The organism is Dorea sp. OM07-5, assembly GCF_003481355.1.
GTDB lineage: Bacteria > Bacillota > Clostridia > Lachnospirales > Lachnospiraceae > Dorea_D > Dorea_D hominis.
In genome coordinates this window covers 171,640-189,243 of sequence record NZ_QUKZ01000001.1, presented here as the reverse complement: position 1 = coordinate 189,243, position 17,604 = coordinate 171,640, and the positions used below count along the sequence as shown (strand labels likewise).

Annotated in this window: 17 protein-coding genes; 7 read left to right on the top strand and 10 right to left on the bottom strand. The window is 37.1% G+C overall.

What is annotated here, in order from left to right:
• Positions 1–12: 12 nt before the first annotated feature.
• The 3 genes from DXC04_RS00930 to DXC04_RS00920 all read right to left on the bottom strand — a co-directional run bounded on the left by DXC04_RS00930 (position 13) and on the right by DXC04_RS00920 (position 3,435).
• Positions 13–1,605, bottom strand: a complete 1,593-nt coding sequence (locus DXC04_RS00930) for a recombinase family protein (protein WP_117636461.1) — start codon at positions 1,603–1,605, stop codon at positions 13–15.
• Entirely contained in the window at positions 1,602–3,191 is a 1,590-nt protein-coding gene (locus DXC04_RS00925; RefSeq protein WP_004614745.1) for a recombinase family protein, read from the bottom strand. The genes DXC04_RS00930 and DXC04_RS00925 overlap by 4 nt, the downstream gene beginning before the upstream one ends.
• A 76-nt stretch (positions 3,192–3,267) precedes the next feature.
• The gene (locus DXC04_RS00920) at positions 3,268–3,435 is read right to left on the bottom strand and encodes a hypothetical protein (RefSeq protein WP_009245398.1); all 168 of its coding nucleotides are present in this window, start codon (positions 3,433–3,435) and stop codon (positions 3,268–3,270) included.
• A gap of 343 nt (positions 3,436–3,778) precedes the next feature.
• Here DXC04_RS00920 and DXC04_RS00915 point away from each other — a divergent pair, with 343 nt between their 5' ends.
• Positions 3,779–6,022 (top strand): tetratricopeptide repeat protein, encoded by a 2,244-nt coding sequence (locus DXC04_RS00915; RefSeq protein ID WP_004614747.1) that lies wholly within the window; start codon positions 3,779–3,781, stop codon positions 6,020–6,022.
• Between the two features lie 120 nt (positions 6,023–6,142).
• Here DXC04_RS00915 and DXC04_RS00910 read toward each other — a convergent pair whose 3' ends face one another.
• The 7 genes from DXC04_RS00910 to DXC04_RS00880 all read right to left on the bottom strand — a co-directional run bounded on the left by DXC04_RS00910 (position 6,143) and on the right by DXC04_RS00880 (position 11,744).
• Positions 6,143–6,499, bottom strand: coding sequence for a hypothetical protein (locus DXC04_RS00910; RefSeq protein ID WP_044988160.1), 357 nt, complete (start codon positions 6,497–6,499; stop codon positions 6,143–6,145).
• Positions 6,500–6,533: 34 nt separating this feature from the next.
• Complete coding sequence (locus DXC04_RS00905) at positions 6,534–7,214, bottom strand: hypothetical protein (protein WP_004614749.1); 681 nt, start codon at positions 7,212–7,214, stop codon at positions 6,534–6,536.
• Positions 7,211–8,791: a hypothetical protein gene (locus tag DXC04_RS00900; RefSeq protein WP_004614750.1), complete on the bottom strand. Its 1,581-nt coding sequence runs from the start codon at positions 8,789–8,791 to the stop codon at positions 7,211–7,213. The genes DXC04_RS00905 and DXC04_RS00900 overlap by 4 nt, the downstream gene beginning before the upstream one ends.
• 12 nt (positions 8,792–8,803) lie before the next feature.
• On the bottom strand, positions 8,804–9,115 hold the full coding sequence (locus DXC04_RS00895; protein ID WP_158551238.1) for a TIGR04197 family type VII secretion effector: 312 nt from the start codon (positions 9,113–9,115) through the stop codon (positions 8,804–8,806).
• Positions 9,090–9,749: a hypothetical protein gene (locus DXC04_RS00890; protein WP_044988162.1), complete on the bottom strand. Its 660-nt coding sequence runs from the start codon at positions 9,747–9,749 to the stop codon at positions 9,090–9,092. The genes DXC04_RS00895 and DXC04_RS00890 overlap by 26 nt, the downstream gene beginning before the upstream one ends.
• A 214-nt stretch (positions 9,750–9,963) precedes the next feature.
• On the bottom strand, positions 9,964–10,581 hold the full coding sequence (locus DXC04_RS00885; protein ID WP_004614753.1) for a hypothetical protein: 618 nt from the start codon (positions 10,579–10,581) through the stop codon (positions 9,964–9,966).
• A 2-nt stretch (positions 10,582–10,583) separates the two neighbouring features.
• Positions 10,584–11,744, bottom strand: coding sequence for a hypothetical protein (locus DXC04_RS00880; RefSeq protein ID WP_004614754.1), 1,161 nt, complete (start codon positions 11,742–11,744; stop codon positions 10,584–10,586).
• 612 nt (positions 11,745–12,356) lie between these two features.
• On the opposite strand from DXC04_RS00880, the gene DXC04_RS00875 reads away from it, so the two are divergent.
• From DXC04_RS00875 to mobQ, 6 genes are all read left to right on the top strand, one after another.
• Positions 12,357–13,274: a ParM/StbA family protein gene (locus DXC04_RS00875; RefSeq protein WP_117753648.1), complete on the top strand. Its 918-nt coding sequence runs from the start codon at positions 12,357–12,359 to the stop codon at positions 13,272–13,274.
• 3 nt (positions 13,275–13,277) lie between these two features.
• Complete coding sequence (locus tag DXC04_RS00870) at positions 13,278–13,661, top strand: hypothetical protein (RefSeq protein ID WP_004614758.1); 384 nt, start codon at positions 13,278–13,280, stop codon at positions 13,659–13,661.
• Between the two features lie 24 nt (positions 13,662–13,685).
• Positions 13,686–14,402: a replication initiator protein A gene (locus tag DXC04_RS00865; RefSeq protein ID WP_118659566.1), complete on the top strand. Its 717-nt coding sequence runs from the start codon at positions 13,686–13,688 to the stop codon at positions 14,400–14,402.
• Complete coding sequence (locus tag DXC04_RS00860) at positions 14,399–15,256, top strand: ATP-binding protein (RefSeq protein WP_004614760.1); 858 nt, start codon at positions 14,399–14,401, stop codon at positions 15,254–15,256. Before DXC04_RS00865 ends, DXC04_RS00860 begins: the two co-directional genes overlap by 4 nt.
• Positions 15,257–15,425: 169 nt before the next feature.
• Positions 15,426–15,647, top strand: coding sequence for a hypothetical protein (locus DXC04_RS00855; protein ID WP_004614761.1), 222 nt, complete (start codon positions 15,426–15,428; stop codon positions 15,645–15,647).
• A 135-nt stretch (positions 15,648–15,782) separates the two neighbouring features.
• Entirely contained in the window at positions 15,783–17,492 is a 1,710-nt protein-coding gene (gene mobQ / locus DXC04_RS00850; protein ID WP_004614762.1) for a MobQ family relaxase, read from the top strand.
• Positions 17,493–17,604 lie beyond the last annotated feature (112 nt).

Below are 17,604 nucleotides of genomic sequence, written 5' to 3'. Positions count from 1 at the left end.
AATTTGCAGTCTTTACACTGCATTTTTCTCTTTAGAATAAGGTGACTGATACTTAAATACGATGTCAATGCTCTTATCTCCATTCACAACAATCTTTTCTATCAACTCTGTCACAATTTCTCTTGTCACTTCGGATAATGTTCCATACTTGATAAATTTCTCTATCCAGTTTTCATAAGATTCTTCTGCCTCTCCAAAGCTGTCTTTCTCTTGTTCTGCCAACTGAATCTTCGCCCTGATCTCTTTATCCTGCTTTTCATATTCTGCCTTATAGGAGAGGTATTCTTCTTTATCCAGAACACCATCTACATAATTTTCGTAAGTTTTCTTTTTATACTTCTGGACAGCCACAAGTTCTTTTTGTAACCGTTCAATCTTCTGATTTGCTTCTGCACATCGTCTCTGCACCTCCTTCTTCCTGTCTGCTGCTTTTAATATTTCATCCTTATCACTCTCTTTTAGTGCCAGTTCCGCTTGTCTTTGGATTTCATTTTTCACAATAGAATCTAATACTTCTTTTTTAATGAAATGAGAATAACAAACTGTGTTTCCTTTTTTATGATAGGTACCGCACTCATAACCATCCCGACAGGTAACCCTCTGGAAATTATATCCGCAATCTCCGCAAACAATAATTCCTGCGTATGGATTTACCTTTCTCACTTCGCTATTAAATCCCGGTGTCCGTGTTCTTTTCTTCATAAGTTTCTGTACCTGCTCAAAAGTATCTTTGCTGATAATTGCTTCGTGCATTCCTTCCACAATATACTGCTGTTCCTCTGGAATATATTGATACTTTTCCACTTTATAGGATATCTTTTCTGATTTATGCTGTACCATAGCCCCTGTATAAACTCTGTTTCGCAAAATTACATTGATCGTAGGATATGCCCAGCCCTTTGCACCCGCTTTTTCTAATGCATTGGCATATTTCAATCCCTGCACCTTTCTCTTATACTCTGACGGTGTCAGAATTCCTTCCTGATTCAGTTTCTTTGCAATACCATCCCTGGAATATCCTTCCAGACTCATATAAAAGATTCTCCGTACCACTTTAGCTGCTTCTTCATCTACAAGAAAATGATGCTTATCTGCCGGATCTTTTACATATCCATATGGGGCAAACCCAGACATAAACTGTCCCCGTTTCTTCTGGGCGGTCAATGCACCTCTGATTTTCTTAGATATATCACGACTATACATATCATTAAACAGCGTCTTAAACTGTGCCAATTCTTCATTACTGTGATGAACAGAATCCACGCCATCCAAAATTGCAATATAACGCACACCCAAAGATGGAAAAACACGCTCGATATAATTACTGGTTTCAATATGTTCACGCCCAAGCCGGGAAATATCTTTCGTAATAACGCCTTGAATTTTCCCTTTGTAGATATCCTCCATCATCCGCTGAAATTCCGGTCTATTCGCAAAATAAAGCCCCGAATAACCGTCATCAATATAAATATCTGCGATTTCCAGATCCTCTGATTTAGTCACATACTCACGAATCAGTTTCATCTGATTTTCAATACTCTCACTAACTTTATTCTCTCCATCATCCTTCGACAGACGACAATATACACCCATCTGATACATCATATCACCCCATCTTTCTCAAGTATTCTATCTGGTGAACTCTCTACTGAAGCAAACTTAAAATATATATCTATTTTCTGCTCTGGATATACATAAATTTTATCAACTAACTCCACAAGCACTTCTCTGGTAAGCTGCTTTACCGTTATTCTTCTGCGATTAAAATGCTCCAACCATATCTTTGTTTCATTGACCGCCGCCCGCTGCCTTTGCTCTTCATGATTCAGTTCTGATAATTCTTTTTGATATTTCTGATTCTCTGTTTCATACATCTGTTTTAATTCCAAATATTCCTCTTTGGAAAGTACTTCATCCATAAACTGTTCATATACTCGTTTCCGGTATTCCAGATTTCTTTCTATTTTTCCCTGCAATTTTGCAATTTTACCATCCAGTTCCGGCTGTTTCTGTCTGATCTGAGTTTCCAGATTCTTCATATCCATCTTCATCTGTTTCAATTGCTGGTTGATTGCAAATACAACCAGTTCATCCAGCTTTTCAAATGTAATATGATTCAGCTCACAGTAATTCTGCCCCTGCTTCTGGTGAAAACCACACATATATCCGTCATAATCTTTATGAGATGCCAGATAACGTTTTCGCATGGCTGTTTTACATTTCCCACAAAAGAGCAGTCCCACATATTTATGTGGTTCATTGCTTTTATCAAAATAGGAAACTCTGCGCCCCTTTCTTATTTGCTGAACCCTATCAAACTCGTCTTTAGAAATGATTGCTTCATGTGCATCCGGCACCAGCTCCATTTCTTCCAGTGGAATTGCCTTTTTGTATTTCAGCTTATAAGACGGTCTTTCATGCTTCCGAATCACAACCGCCCCAGTATAGACCGGATTCTTTAAAATTCCACTTACAGTAGACGATGTCCACAGACCTTTTCCCGAATCCCATACATAATTGGTTTTTAAAACTTCCTTTTTATATTTTGCGGGACAAGGGATTTCATCTTCATTCAAAGTCCTGCAAATAACCGTACAGCCAAATCCATTTTGATACATTTTATAAATTCTTCGGACAACCTCGGCTGCATAAGGATCAACTTCCAGATGATTATGAATTGTTTTACTTTTCACATATCCAAAGGGAGGCTGTTTCGGTGTATATTCGCCCATACTTCTTTTTGTCTGAATGGTCATTTTAATCTTTCTGGATGTATCTCTCAAATACATATCATTCAGCAAAGTTTTTATTTCTAACATTTCATCATAAGTTCCAACTACTGAATCATAATTATCCAGAATCGAAACAATCCGAATCTGTTTCTCCGGGAAATATTTGCCTAGATAATAGTTGGTATCAATATGTTCTCTTCCAAGTCGAGATACGTCCTTAAAAATCACCATATTGATAACACCAAGCTCAATATCTGCCAGCATCCTCCGAAATTCAGTTCTTTCAAAATTACTTCCAGAAGCCCCATCGTCTACATAAACTTTTTTCTCTGCAATATCTTTATTCTCTGCAATATAATCTCTTGCCATCTGAATCTGAGAGTGAATACTATTGCTGTATTCACCCTCTTTATTTTGCTCTTCAATGGAAATTCGGCAATAAATTCCTGCCTGATACATTCTATCCCTCTTTTCATCGGTCTTGCATAGTCATTGTCTTTAATTGTCTTCATTTTACAACAAGAACTTAAGAAAATCAACCTGCAATTTTTCGTTCAGTAAGATTCTGAATGCACTGGATCAATGTCTTTTCCCCATTAAAATGCACTCGAATCTGATATCCTGCATGTTCATAGCTTACATTCTCTTTTTGGATTTCTTTTTTTGTATCCAGAACTTCTACAGAATCAAATAACGTATTCATGCTATATGCCTCCTTCAGCATACAGTTCTCTCTACATCCTATGCCGGCAGGATTGTACAAAAGTTCTGTATGAATTGAATTCGGCTTTCGAAAGCCTGATTACATTCTAAAATTATTCTGCACCAATCACATTGAATTGAAATTGACCGCAGATTGAGTTTTTAAGATTCATTTTCTTCCTATACAGTATCAATTCCTATTGTCCGGAACATTTGTTCGTGTTATAATAAAAAGACTTTAAGAATATAAAACACGAAAACCAAAGGAGGGATTTCTGTTGGAACGATGTGATTTTTCTTCTATTAGCACATGCCTAAAAAATCAAATCAGTGAAAGCAATCAGATGAACCAACCTGATTTTTTATACGAATTATTTGAAGATTTTATGAATGATCCGATAAATGAAGATTTTTCTATGGATAATGGTCTAATTTGCCGCTGGATAACCGGACAGGCAAAAATCAGTCCCAAAATAACCTCATATTATGCAAAACCCAGCAATCAGAAAAAACTGGCAACAACCATTCAGCGGAACTTACTTCCCTTAATGGCAGACTGCAACATGGTTATACAGGACATTTACACGTTATTCATACAGGACGATACGATTTCGGATACAAAAAAGCAGGAACTTGTATCTCTATATAAACCTTCTGATTCAAGGCTGTTGTTTTTAGCAAAAGTACTTTCTTTTGGTATGGAACGGCAATTTATTAAACGTGATACAAGAAATCAAAAACTGATTGCAGGAGGTGTTCTATCTCCGATTGTTCTGGATTACATTATGGACAGCGAAGTCCCGAAACCATGCCGTCATTTTCTAGGAAGAGAAGAAGAACTGGATGAACTCCATACTTTGTTTAAAGAGAACCGACATATATTTCTTTATGGAATTGCCGGAATTGGAAAAAGCGAGCTTGCTAAAGCCTATGCAAAGCAATACAGAAAACAGTACACCAATATTCTCTATATGGAATACACCGGTAATCTATATCAAAATATCACAGACATGGATTTTATTGATGATCCACCAGAAATCAGTGAGCAGGAATGTTTTCAAAGACATAACCGTTTCTTACGCTCTTTGAAATCTGATACACTGCTGATCATAGACAATTTTAATGTCACATCCACACAGGACAGTTGCCTGTCAGTCGTATTAAAATACCGTTGCCGGGTTTTATTTACAACCAGAAGCCAACTGTCTGAATACTGTAGTTTTCAGTTAAAAGAACTAAAAGATATAGCCACTCTTTTTCAACTGACATCTGTATTTTATTCAGAAGCAGAGGAACACCGGGCAATCGTAGAAAAAATCATAGAAACTGTACACTACCATACTTTTGCTGTCGAACTGGCAGCCAAACTTCTGGAAAATGGAATTTTAACTCCAGAGCAATTATTGATAAAACTTCAAGAGGAAAAGGCTTCTCTTCATAATGAAGATAAGATTAAAGTAATGAAAGATGGTCAGAGCAAAAAAGCCACCTATTACAACCATATCCATACCCTGTTTTCGTTATACTCCTTATCACGGAAACAGCAGGATATTATGTGCAATATGTGTTTTATGCCTTCATCTGGTATTTCTGCCCGTATATTTTCCAAATGGCTGGAGCTGCCTACTTTAAATGACGTGAATGATCTGATTGAGACAGGTTTTGTACAGTCAAGTCTCCGGCATACTATTTCTCTGCATCCAATGATTCAGGAAATTGCAGTTTCCGAGACCGCACCTTCTATTACAAGCTGCCACACGTTATTGGATTCTCTGCGAAAAATATGTTTGATGCATGGCATTGAAGTTAGCTATTATAAAAAATTATTTCAGACAACAGAAAATATCATCCAATTCATTGAAAAGGATGATATTCCCCAATACCTGTTATTTTTAGAAGATGTTTTTCCATATATGGAGAAGTACCACTATCAAAAGGGTATGAAAAAAATCATTCAGGAACTACAGCATTTTATAAAAGCAAATACTTACGGGACTGCATCTGACCGTGCCTTACTATTGGATTATCAGGCAACTCTGGAACCCAAAACAGAAAAAGCGATAAAATTAGAAAAAGAAGCACTTGCTCAAATAAAAGAAACCACAAAAAAGAATGCACACCTTGTTTCCAACCTCCATTCCAATCTTGGGGGGCTTTACCGAATCAACGGACAACTTAATCTGGCTAAAAAACACATGGAAATGGGTATCTCTCTTTTAGAACAATACCAGCTTCTTTATACTAATGACAGTATTCCTCAGATTAATAATTATGCTGTCCTCTTAACTGAAATACAAGAACCTGACCTTGCCCTGTCTGCTCTTCAGAAATTAGCACAGATTATCAAAGAATATAATTCAAACCACTGTTTGGATTATGCACAGGTACAGGAATCCCTTGGAAGTATCTGCCTGATCACTGCAAATATTTCACAAGCGAAAACCCATTTTAAAAAAGCCTTGAAAATTTATGAAGATATATGGGCAGATGAACCTGAATTGATTGAAGAAAAATATAAAAAAATTCAGGAATTATATCCACAAGCTGGAATTGCTCTGGCAAAAAGTATTCTTCCCACCAAACACTAGCAGTTCCTATAACGCTTGTAAAATATATAATCAACTCGTTTTCTATAAATCATGATTACAGCAGAAGATACAAAAAATCCGTGTATCTTCTGCTCTTTCTAAAAAAACTTTTTTACTATATCACCCACTCATAAGAATTTCCCTTATTCTCTGATCAATTTCTGCTATTTCTTCTTCAATTCGACTATTTTTATTTTGCAATTGTCTTTTAAATTCATCAGCAAATTCCGCTTTTCTCAATCTTATGTTATCTAAAATGCTCTTTTGCTCATCAATCAAGAGTATTATCTTCTCATTTTCTCCCGCATATTCCCGCATATGTTCTAGTCCTACCAGTGCAGCGTAAATCTGTTCATCTTCCTCCTCTTCTTCTTTCCAAATCCTCTGTTCTTGAAACTTTAATTCCTCTTTATTTTTCTCCATCTTCTTCAAATGTGCCCGAAGTTCTTCCTCAGACATGCAATTAACCTCATTCACATAATACCTCCTTTATTTTTGTTGCAACAATTTATTAAGCTTCCTTATTTTCTGTATTCTTTTTTAAAGCAATCCATAAAACTATAAAAAAAGCCACATACACAACCATCCCCATCATAGTCGATTCCCTAGCATACTTTGTTGACAAATTTAATATACCCTGCTCTTTCCCAATTTCTTTTACCACATCCAAACCAGAAAATTTTTCCATCCAATGTTTGAGTTGCCATAAATAATAGACAATTACAGCAAAATATATACCTATAATTCCGCCTAATCCCAAAGTATAATTTTTCATAGATTTATTCCATAAAATTTCTTTCTTCGCTACATAAATATATAAAGCAAAGATAATGATACTCCCTAAAATAAGGATTCCCATTTCCATCATAAAGGCTGTAATAATCAAATTACTTGCAGACTTTGCAAATTGTTCTATAATAGCATCTACACCCATTTTTAAACATGCTACCGCTAAACCAAACATTACTCCAACAAATCCAATTTTTAAATAATTTTCATTTTTTCTGTTTTCTATTTTAATAGCTACATACAGCGCAGCACTATAAAATGTCCACAAAATAAATGCTGCTATAAACAATTGATCAAAATATCCCCATGCCATATATGGAACTCCAACTAATATCTTAGAAGCACCTCCGAAAATAAGCGTTGCAATTATTACAATCAAAATATCTTTATTCTTCTCCATCATTCATTTTCCCCTTTCAATAATTCTTCTAATAATTTCTGACTATCCTCGTCCGCAAAAGATGGTGTAGATAATTTATCACTAAAATCTAAAATTTGTGTTCGGCCAAACTCCATAAACCCATCAACAGATTCAATATATGCTTTATCACCAGAATAGGTTAACGGTGTATACATTAATTTTCCATCCGTTGAATATGATAAATAACCCGAAATATTTGTATCTTTATGTCTTTCATCCAAAGTGCCCGTTATCGTATAAGTTCCGTCTGGATTTGGAACATCTTTTCCCGAAGCTATTTTATATATTCCTGCTGCATAATCTGATGCCCATATTTTTCCAATGCCAGGTTCTGAGTCTCTATATGTATCCATTGGAATATTATAATTCCAGTTCTGAAAAGTTGCTCTATCTTCTGAATTTCCAACACAAATAGTGCCTCTATTTCCACCTTCTGAAGACTGGAAAATAACTGTCACTTCGCTTTTGGATAATGAAGAAAGTGTAAATTGCGTTAACCCTAATAACGCACTCAAACCTGCTGCTGCCTTTACATTTGGATCTGTTGAAGATAATTCTCCTGATAATACCTTATGTCCAGATGTTGTATATATATCTTCTTTAGGTATTTCTTCCAAACTAAATCCTAAAATTCCCTCTAATGCATCAAACTCCATTGCTGAGATTTCTTTTTTCCCATCCAACTTCCAAATAGGTTGAAAAGATATTTCATTATCTGGAACATAAATAGGATATATCTCTCCTTTATAAAACAACGCTTTTTTATCTTTTGAAAGAAATACTAATTCTGTTCCTTCTGTACGTTTTATACACGCAATATCCATTGTCGTTAAAACAATTCCTTTTTGTTTCAAATACTCAGTTTCTGATTCGCTTAATTTTAATTCCTCTTTAGCTTTCAACCACGATTCCAGCTTTAAGCATTCCACCTCCATAATTTTTTTCCAATCGAAACCTGTTCTGGGTATGTATGTTCCACTTTGAAATCGTCCGCTCATACTATTAAGTGCAGTTGTGATAGCTTCACGCAGACTACTTGTCGTTGAAAACAATATACTTGTACTACCTTCAATTTCATCATATTTATCTGATTTGCTTTTCCATTCATCATACAACTTCTGACTAGATTCAGCCAATCGTTTATAGTCATTTACCTTCCAACTATAATATAAATCTATGATAGAATTAGAAGTCTCTTTTTTCATTTCATACTCATCTGCTTTTTCCAAATAAAACTCCTTGTTATCAAGTGCTTTTTTCATTTGGCTTTGAATATTCGCCCCATCAAGAACTTCATCTCCTACCAAATCTTTTAGTGTTGAAAATTCTGCAATATCATACGCATTCGCCGACTTTATTGCATCAATTACAGTTATATAATCGGCCAACTGTTGCTTTAAATTCTCAAAAGAAACGCTTTTAATTTCATTATCTGTAGAAAATGCAGTTACACTCTTAGAAACAATATCCAGAGTCTCATTATCATTTTCGAGCTTATGGATTGCCTGATCACATTGGCTTTTTATATCATTCGGGTTTAAATAATCACTTTCTTTCATAAACTTTCCTCCCTAGTCATCGGCGGCTTTAATCACTGGATATCTAGTTCCATGTTGTGCAAGTTTCCCCATCATCTCATCAAACTGCGAAAAACTAAGATTCAGACTTCTTATATTGTGAACATCACCATCTAAGGTCTGCCCTAATAATTCAATTCCTTGCTGTGCATATCCGTATGCCTCTTTACTTTTACTGTTCGCTGAAATTGTTGTCTTAGAATCCTGTGGAACTAACGGAACATGACGAAAATAACTTTTAGCCGTTTCAATTTGAGTTGCAACTTCGTTTACATGCCCATTATTTACTTTTATTCCTTTTGACATCGTCACCATCTCCTTTACTAAATTTATAAACATGCACTCTTATATTTAATACTACTTTATTTACCATAACATTCAGCATAAAAACTTTATTATTATTTTCATAAATAATATTTCCATTTAAACCTAATGTTTTTATATAATTTCCTACTTCTATATTTGTGACACTTGTGTCAAGTTTTATATTATTTTCTTGATTATTCTGTATATCTGCTATCACCTTAATTATAGTAGCATAAGTCGAATTTATTGCCTTCTCAATCCCAGATAGTAGTAAAGATGAAGCCACTTTTTCTTGTAGTACTTCTGCATCAGTTTTCTTTTCTCCAGCTATCTCTAAAATAGTTTTTTTACCTAAATTGTGTTCTATAAAATAAGAATTTCTCCACGATAGTATTTCAAATCTTTGATTTCTTTTAGCATTCTGGTTACTTTCAATTACAACACCTAACGGGTTGTAATAATTAATAAAATCTGTATGTGTTAACTTAACAATATACTTTTTGCATTCTTCCTCCCAAGAAATAGTAACATATTTTCCATGCATCATTGTTCCCAGATCTTTCATTCTACAAATATAGGAGATAATAGCAGAAATCGTACAATGATTCTTTAGATTTTCTTGTTCCTGATTCATATAATCTAACATTCTACTTTGAGCAATAACCGCTGTTATTTCTGAATATCTTTTTAGAAAGTCCTATAAAAAAGGACTTAATTTAGCATCTCCATTGAACCATCTACAGCTTCTTCAAATATAGCAACACTAAATAAAACTGCCAAAAGTACAGATGATACAATTCCATAGATATTCAATTTTTCATATCTATTTCATGATCCTACTTTCTTCTTTATTCTGCCTCATTAATTGGTTTTTTCATAATATCATCATTGATTTGATATGATGGATCGTCTGCTTTTTTCATTATTTCTTTTAGCTTTTCGTACGAAAATGACTTGACATCCTGATTTGGAAAGTCATTCCCCTCCCTAACATAATTGAGCACAATCTCTGATAGGCGTGTCCAATACCGTTCTATCTGATGTTCGCCTTCAAAGTCCATACCAGTATCTGTAATAACTCTTTTACGATACCATTCAATGTAATCATGCACTTTATTATTTTTATTTAGGACATATAAATTCCCTTCCTCATCAAACTCACTTGATAAATACTTTTTTACATCCTCTAATGTGACCTTTTCTTTACAACGGTCAGACATATTATAAACATGTAACGCAACAAACAACTCCTTTTCATCAATATGTTCATATGAACTATATTCATATAAATGAAGCGGACCATCCTTGCGAATTAATGCATCATTTTGTCTTCTATAAGCTATACAAATCTCCCATTCTCTTTCTTCCGCTTCCTTCTTTTGAAATTGCAGATATCGCAGATATAAAATAGAGCCTATTGCTATAAAGCAACATATTAACACACCAACTTTCACTATTTTTTTCATAATCAATCCTCCATTATCGAATCCTTAATAACATACCACGAATTTTCTTTTTTCTTTATCAATTCCCTTAACTGTTCTTCCGAAAGTGATGCAACTGACATTGGTATATCATATTCTACATTAATCGTATAATTATCGCCTGCTCCCGGCGTACTTTCTGCTATCTCTACAGGTATTTGAATCTTTTCTGTCAGCTGTTCAGCCTGGGCAATCGCACTAGAAATTTCTTTCAATAAGTCTTGTTTGGGATTATTCTGTGCTCCCGGAACATCTACAATGGAGAATGTTACAGAAGGCGGAACTTCTGTTCCTGTTTGCTGAAAAGTAACTTGATAACTTCCATCAGGCTGTTCGGTGGCAACCAGCATCGGTACTTGAGATTTCAGTTCTTCCAAATAGCTTGCTAACGTATCCGTTAATTGTTCTTCTAATTTTTTATTGTTCTGATTATTAGCATTTACCCATCCATTCTTTATTTCTGTCAAGTGATTTTGAATTTCTCTTAATTGGGTTTGGATTCCGCCTTTGTCTGGAGCCTGACTCACATACTCTTTTAAAGACTGTTCTAACTTTTTATTTGCTTCCTCTGCAATTGAGTTTCCTTCCTCATCTACCGTTAAGTCTATTTCTTCCACATTAGAAGCAATTTCTGTTAAAACATTGGCTAAAGTATTCCCATTTTCACTTAATCCCTTAATTTCTTTTTCAATGTCTTCGACGCATTTTAAATATTGTTCATCTATATTTTTAGCTAATTCTGAATTTTTTTCTGTATAAGAGACAAAATCTGGTGCTTCAATTTTATTTTCTTCTCTCACAATTTCTGGCATTTCAATCAATGCCACAAGATCTGATGCCGCAATACGGTCAATCGCATCTTTATCCCGCAAATCATTACTCATTACATTAGATGCCCCGTCCTGTGCATTGTGAAACTCATTCAGAATATTGTTCAAATACATATAACTCAAACTGTCATTTAATGTTTCCGCATAACTTACAACATTATAAAGAAGTTCATATTGAGACTTTCCAGAAAATGATTTGTTAATCACATACTCAATCTGTGAAGCTTGAGGGGTTCCATTTAAGCTTTCAACACTTTGAGAAAAAGTGGCAGGAATTGTAACATACGCTCCATATTTTCCAGTTTCAAACCCCATACGTGCTTCTTCTAACGAAGAATATTCAAAATCTGTACTTGGAAATTTTGATATCCTATCAGCATAATTAATAATCTCTCCACCAACAGTTGTCCCTTCATCAAGATTAACTACTGCAATTTTTCTTGATTCCTGTTTCGTGTCTTCTGTTTCATCAACTGGGGCAACTACTTGTTTTACATCAGGTTCTTTTTGATTTGTTTATCCAAGAAAATATCCCAAAGTTCCTACAAGCCCAATACATCCCACAGCAAGCAGAACTGCAACGACTTTTTTATATTTCATTACAAATCATTCCCCTCCTTATCTTTAGAATTACATTTCAAATGTAGTTTCTATTTAGCCCATTTTACAATAATCTTCCTTTTCTCACAATATTTTTTTGACAGACTAACTAATTTTTTAACAATTATAGAAAGTATTTTGTTTACTTTCTCAGCAAACTGCATATCAGCAAGCACCATAATAATAAAAGGTATATTTTTTCAATTTCAGCTCAATTTCCCCTCAATGTCTTTTTCCTCCAACTTTCGTATGCTTATCTCACAGCAAAGCAGTACCACACCGGTACAGCCTGCTGAATCAATCAATACGAAAATGGAGGTGTTTTTTATACGAGAACTCAGAAACACAAAAATCATTGCTGTAGATCACGGCTACGGCAACATGAAAACAGCAAATACCGTCACACCAACCGGAATCAAAGCCTATGAAACAGAACCCATCTTCACCGGGAATATTCTGGAATATAACGGCATTTACTACCGGATTGGCGAAGGGCACAAAGAATTTATCCCGGATAAAGCTATGGACGAAGAATATTATCTTCTGACGCTGATGGCAGTTGCAAGGGAACTGAATGTCTTTTCCATCCGTGAAGCAGACATTCATCTAGCTGCCGGGCTTCCTCTGACGTGGATCAGAAACCAGAGGGAAGAATTTCGTTCCTATCTGCTCCAGAATTCTGAAATCCATTACCGATTTAACAGCAAAGAGTATCATATCCGCTTTGTGGGATGCAGCCTTTACCCGCAGGGATATCCGGCTATTGTAAACTGGCTTGGAGATTTCAAGGGAACCAATCTTCTTGCAGATATCGGAAACGGAACCATGAATATTCTATATATCAACAATAAGAAAGCTCAAGAAAGCCGGTGCTGGACAGAAAAGTTCGGCGTAAACCAATGTATGATTGCCGCTAAAAACGCTGTTCTGGACAAATTCGGAGTAAAGATTGAGGAATCCACCGTAGAGCAGATTCTACGGTTTGGAACCGCTGACATTTCAGCGCCTTATCTGGATTGTATTACTGCTGTTGCCAGACAGTATGTCACAGATATTTTTGCCACACTCCGCAAATATGAATACAATCCTGACCTGATGCGCCTGTATGTGGTCGGAGGCGGTGGATGCCTGATCCGTAACTTTGGAACGTATGACAAAGCACGAGTTACCATCCTTGATGATGTCTGTGCCACTGCCAAAGGTTATGAATCTCTGGCTTATATGAGCCTGAAAAGGAGGGGATAAGCCATGCAGAACCATATCCGCAACACAAACCTGCGATTTAATCTGGACAAAGACCAGCAGCGGAAAGCCTGGGAATATTTACAGACGATGGACAGGCAGAATTTTAAATCTTACAGCCAGGTAATCTCCCTTGCACTGGTCGATTATTTTGACCGCTACTACCGCACTCAGGCTGATCCCTATCTGGAAACAAGGGAACGGGAAGAACTTTTTGTGAAACAGATTGTAGAAGCAGTGGAACACAGCCTGAAACAGTCATTGCCGATTTTTCTGTCCGGGCTGACTGCAGGCATGTTGGAAAGGGAATCCCCCATCAGGGTGCCCTTTCCAGCTCCTGAAAAAGAACAGCCGGATCGTGATATAGACTGGGATTTCCTTGGAGAATAAACCATTGTGATTGGAGGTGAACACATGACGGACTTTCTGACAGCAGACACAAGCCTGCCATCTTATATGATGTTTCCCCGTTTTCCTCTGGACATGGAAATAAACGAAACTGCCAAAATGCTTTATATGATCCTGCTCGACCGTGCAAGGCTTTCCCAGAAAAATGAGGGCTGGTCAGATACAAATGGTCATGTGTTCCTCTACTTTACGATTGAAGCACTGGCAGAAGTTCTCCACAAAAGCCAGATGACGGTAAAAACTGCTCTGGCAGTACTGGAAAAACAAGAGCTTATCTTCCGAAAACGGCAGGGACCCGGACACCCTAATCGGATCTATGTAAAAATCCCGAAAGAAACCCTCAGCAATACAGACAGAATTCTTTCCTCAAGACAGACAGAAAACTGTCCTATTGACAGACAGGATTCTTTCCCTGATACAGACAGAAAACTGTCCAGTAATAAGAAAGAGATAAAAAAGAACCATTTAACAATAAGAGGGAGTAAAGAGCCACGCTCACCCTATGGAACATTTCAAAATGTTTTTCTGTCAGAGACGGAGCTGGAAGATATCCGGCAGACAATCCCTGACTGGCAGGACTATATGGAACGCTTATCCGGTTATATGGCTTCTACCGGAAAGAAATACCAAAACCATGCAGCTACCATCATCCGTTGGGCAAGACAGGATCATCCTGTTTCCCGGCAACGAAATTATGAAAGTGAGGAATACGAAACACTATGACAAGATTTACAGAAAAAGCAAATGCTATAACACCAAACAGAGAACTTCAGCCTGATGAATATTTTAACGAAACAGACCACCTGATCTACTGTTCCAAATGCAATACGCCAAGACAGTGCAGGCATGAATTACAGGGAAAGGTTCTTATTCCTTCCATCCGCTGTAAGTGCCAGCAGAAGATCTTTGAACAGGAGGAAGCCCAGAGAAAACTTCATGAAAAGCGAATGGAAATAGAGCATCTCAAAACCAGCGGCTTACAGGACAAATCACTTTATGACTACACCTTTTCCAAAGATAACGGCATCAATCCGGAAATGAAACTTGCACACAATTATGTAAGTAACTGGGAAGAGATGAAAGCAAACGCTTCCGGACTTCTCATCTGGGGCGATGTCGGTACTGGAAAATCTTTCTTTGCAGGCTGCATTGCCAATGCCCTTCTGGAAAAAGGCGTCCCGGTACTGATAACCAACTTTTCCCGGATTCTGAATACCCTTACCGGAATGCATTTTGAAGACAGGAATCAGTTCATCCACAGCTTAAACCGCTACAGCCTTCTGATCATTGATGACCTCGGAATTGAACGGAACTCTGACTTTGCACTGGAACAGGTTTTCAATGTGATTGACAGCCGTTACCGCAGTAAAAAGCCCCTGATCATAACAACCAATCTCACTTTATCAGAGCTGAATAACGCCGCTGATATCGCACACAAGCGAATTTATGACCGGATTCTGGAGAGATGTGTTCCCATCCGTATCAATAACCGGAATATCCGTCAGGACAATGCAACAGCTAATTTAAAAAAAACGAAAAAAATTCTGTTAGATAATCACACTTCAAACCAGAGTTGAAACAAAGCAGCATCGCACAATAACTATTTTTCACTGACAGTAGTACTACTTTCTTTTCTTATTTATCACCAGAGACATGCCACTGTCAGTTATCTAAAACTATAGTACTAAACCACAAGATTTTAAAACTAAATCGCCCGGATACGGGCATAAAAAGGAGGTGCCAGATATGGCAAATAAAAGAATTATGACACCAGAAGAAAAAGTGCTTTTACAGGCAAAACACAGACTGGAAGAAATCGAAGCAAGAAACCGTAAAAAGGTACGTAATGCCAGAACACGCAGATTGATTCAAGAAGGAGCGATTCTGGAAAGCATTGCTCCCCATATTAAAGAAATGGATTTAGATACCCTAAAGCGGGAGCTGATGATCCGGCTAAGGGGAATGTAAACGCACAAGTTCTACTCCCGAAGGGCGCACTTACTCACCACCCGATAAATCGGGCGGTGGTATCCCCTACGGGGCTCGTGCGCTCTGCCGAGGGCTATCCGCTGTTGCAGGCAACATCGAAAGGAGGTGCCAGATATGGCAATTTATCATATGCAAGCCAAGGTCGTCAGCCGTGGTTCCGGGCGGTCTGCTGTCGCTGCATCTGCTTATATGAGCTGTAGCCGCATATACAATGATTACGATGGCATCCAGCATGACTACACCCGAAAACATGGACTGATCTATCAGGAAGTAATGCTTCCCCCTATGGCTCCGCCTGAATGGAAAAACCGGGAGCAACTCTGGAATGCTGTAGAAGCTGCTGAAAAAACAAAAGACAGCCGACTGGCAAGAGAATTTGTTGTCGCACTCCCTATTGAGTTGGATAAAGACAGCAATATTTCTCTTCTTCAGAATTTTATTCAAAAGAATTTTGTAGATATGGGAATGTGTGCCGATTTCGCCATTCACGATACAAATGGTCACAATCCCCATGCACACATTCTACTTACTGTCCGTCCATTAAACGAAAACGGAACATGGCAGTATAAAACCGAAAAAGAATATCTATGCATCAAAGATGGAGAGGAAAAGGGATTTACTGCTTCTGAATTTAAGGATGCTCAGAAAGAGGGCTGGGAAAAACAGTATCGTTATAAAGCTGGGAAAAAGAAAGTATATCTGACTCCCTCGGCAGCACAGGAGAAAGGTTATGAACGTATCGACAAACATCCAAAAAGCACCCGGTATGGCAGACAAAACCCGATTTCCGAACAATGGAACAGTGAGAAACAGCTCTGCCTCTGGAGAGCAAACTGGGCAGATGCCGTAAATAAAATGCTTGCCCTTAATCAGATAAATACCACTATTGATCACCGCAGTTTTGCAGATCAGGGAATCACCGAACAGCCAACCATCCATGAGGGCTACATTGCCCAGAATATGGAAAAGAAAGGCTTGATAGCAGACCGGTGTGAAATCAACCGTCAGATTCGTGCGGATAACAGAATACTACGGGAATTAAAAACACAGATAAAAAAATTGGTTCAAGCTGTCGAAAAATCTATTCCGGTAATTGCAGAAACATTAGAAGCAATCCGCAATCATATGATTTTTACACAATATCATTTACTTCATAATGAAATGCAAAAAGAAGTGATCCATGACTGGATGCAGCATTTTCGTCCTATCCTAAATAAATATGATACCATTAAGAAAAAGCTCAAAGCGAAAGTTACTGAAAAGAAAGAACTAAATGTGCAAAAAAGTAAAACCAGTATTCTAAATCCTTTCCAGCATATAAAGTTAAACCAGCAGCTTACAACCGTAACAGAAGAAATCGAGGAACTGAAATCTGCCAAAGAACAACTGCTGTTTCAGGCTGAATGTTCCACAGATAAAGATATGGTGAGTCTTTCCAATAAATATAACCAGATGGATAAGAATCTGGATATTCTCGATTCTCAGGATATGGCTCTCAAAGAGCAGCTTGAAAAAGATGCTGTCGCTTTCCAAGAGGAAAAACTCCGGCCTAAACCAGAGCAATATACAGAATTACTGGATGCCAGAATCCAGATACGACCTACTTTCCGAGAGAAACTGATTGAGCAGCTCAAAGGTACTTTTGGTGAATATTATGACTATCACTATCGTGATATCGCAACCCATGAAGTGGATGATCTCAATATGGAAGATCCCTATAGCTTCTCTCATCGTACCTGGGAACTTGAATATCAGAGGAAACAGGAATTGCGAAAAAAACATCCTGTTCAATCCAGGCAAAAATCGCACAACACGGAACTATAATGTTTAAACTGATAACATGAAAAATATCCCGTTTTCTCAAAACAGTTATATTGCTTCATCCCAATAATTCACAAACTGCTAACCACTGAGCAAAAGGGGGTTGGGAGTTCTC

Excerpts from the sequence above, each read along its gene's own strand:
- DXC04_RS00930 (WP_117636461.1), bottom strand. The coding sequence starts at position 1,605 with ATGATGTATCAGATGGGTGTATATTGTCGTCTGTCGAAGGATGATGGA.
- DXC04_RS00925 (WP_004614745.1), bottom strand. The coding sequence starts at position 3,191 with ATGTATCAGGCAGGAATTTATTGCCGAATTTCCATTGAAGAGCAAAAT.
- DXC04_RS00920 (WP_009245398.1), bottom strand. The coding sequence starts at position 3,435 with ATGAATACGTTATTTGATTCTGTAGAAGTTCTGGATACAAAAAAAGAA.
- DXC04_RS00915 (WP_004614747.1), top strand. The coding sequence starts at position 3,779 with ATGAACCAACCTGATTTTTTATACGAATTATTTGAAGATTTTATGAAT.
- DXC04_RS00905 (WP_004614749.1), bottom strand. The coding sequence starts at position 7,214 with ATGATGGAGAAGAATAAAGATATTTTGATTGTAATAATTGCAACGCTT.
- DXC04_RS00900 (WP_004614750.1), bottom strand. The coding sequence starts at position 8,791 with ATGAAAGAAAGTGATTATTTAAACCCGAATGATATAAAAAGCCAATGT.
- DXC04_RS00895 (WP_158551238.1), bottom strand. The coding sequence starts at position 9,115 with ATGTCAAAAGGAATAAAAGTAAATAATGGGCATGTAAACGAAGTTGCA.
- DXC04_RS00890 (WP_044988162.1), bottom strand. The coding sequence starts at position 9,749 with ATGAATCAGGAACAAGAAAATCTAAAGAATCATTGTACGATTTCTGCT.
- DXC04_RS00885 (WP_004614753.1), bottom strand. The coding sequence starts at position 10,581 with ATGAAAAAAATAGTGAAAGTTGGTGTGTTAATATGTTGCTTTATAGCA.
- DXC04_RS00880 (WP_004614754.1), bottom strand. The coding sequence starts at position 11,744 with ATGGGGTTTGAAACTGGAAAATATGGAGCGTATGTTACAATTCCTGCC.
- DXC04_RS00870 (WP_004614758.1), top strand. The coding sequence starts at position 13,278 with ATGCAGAACCATATCCGCAACACAAACCTGCGATTTAATCTGGACAAA.
- DXC04_RS00865 (WP_118659566.1), top strand. The coding sequence starts at position 13,686 with ATGACGGACTTTCTGACAGCAGACACAAGCCTGCCATCTTATATGATG.
- DXC04_RS00860 (WP_004614760.1), top strand. The coding sequence starts at position 14,399 with ATGACAAGATTTACAGAAAAAGCAAATGCTATAACACCAAACAGAGAA.
- DXC04_RS00855 (WP_004614761.1), top strand. The coding sequence starts at position 15,426 with ATGGCAAATAAAAGAATTATGACACCAGAAGAAAAAGTGCTTTTACAG.
- mobQ (WP_004614762.1), top strand. The coding sequence starts at position 15,783 with ATGGCAATTTATCATATGCAAGCCAAGGTCGTCAGCCGTGGTTCCGGG.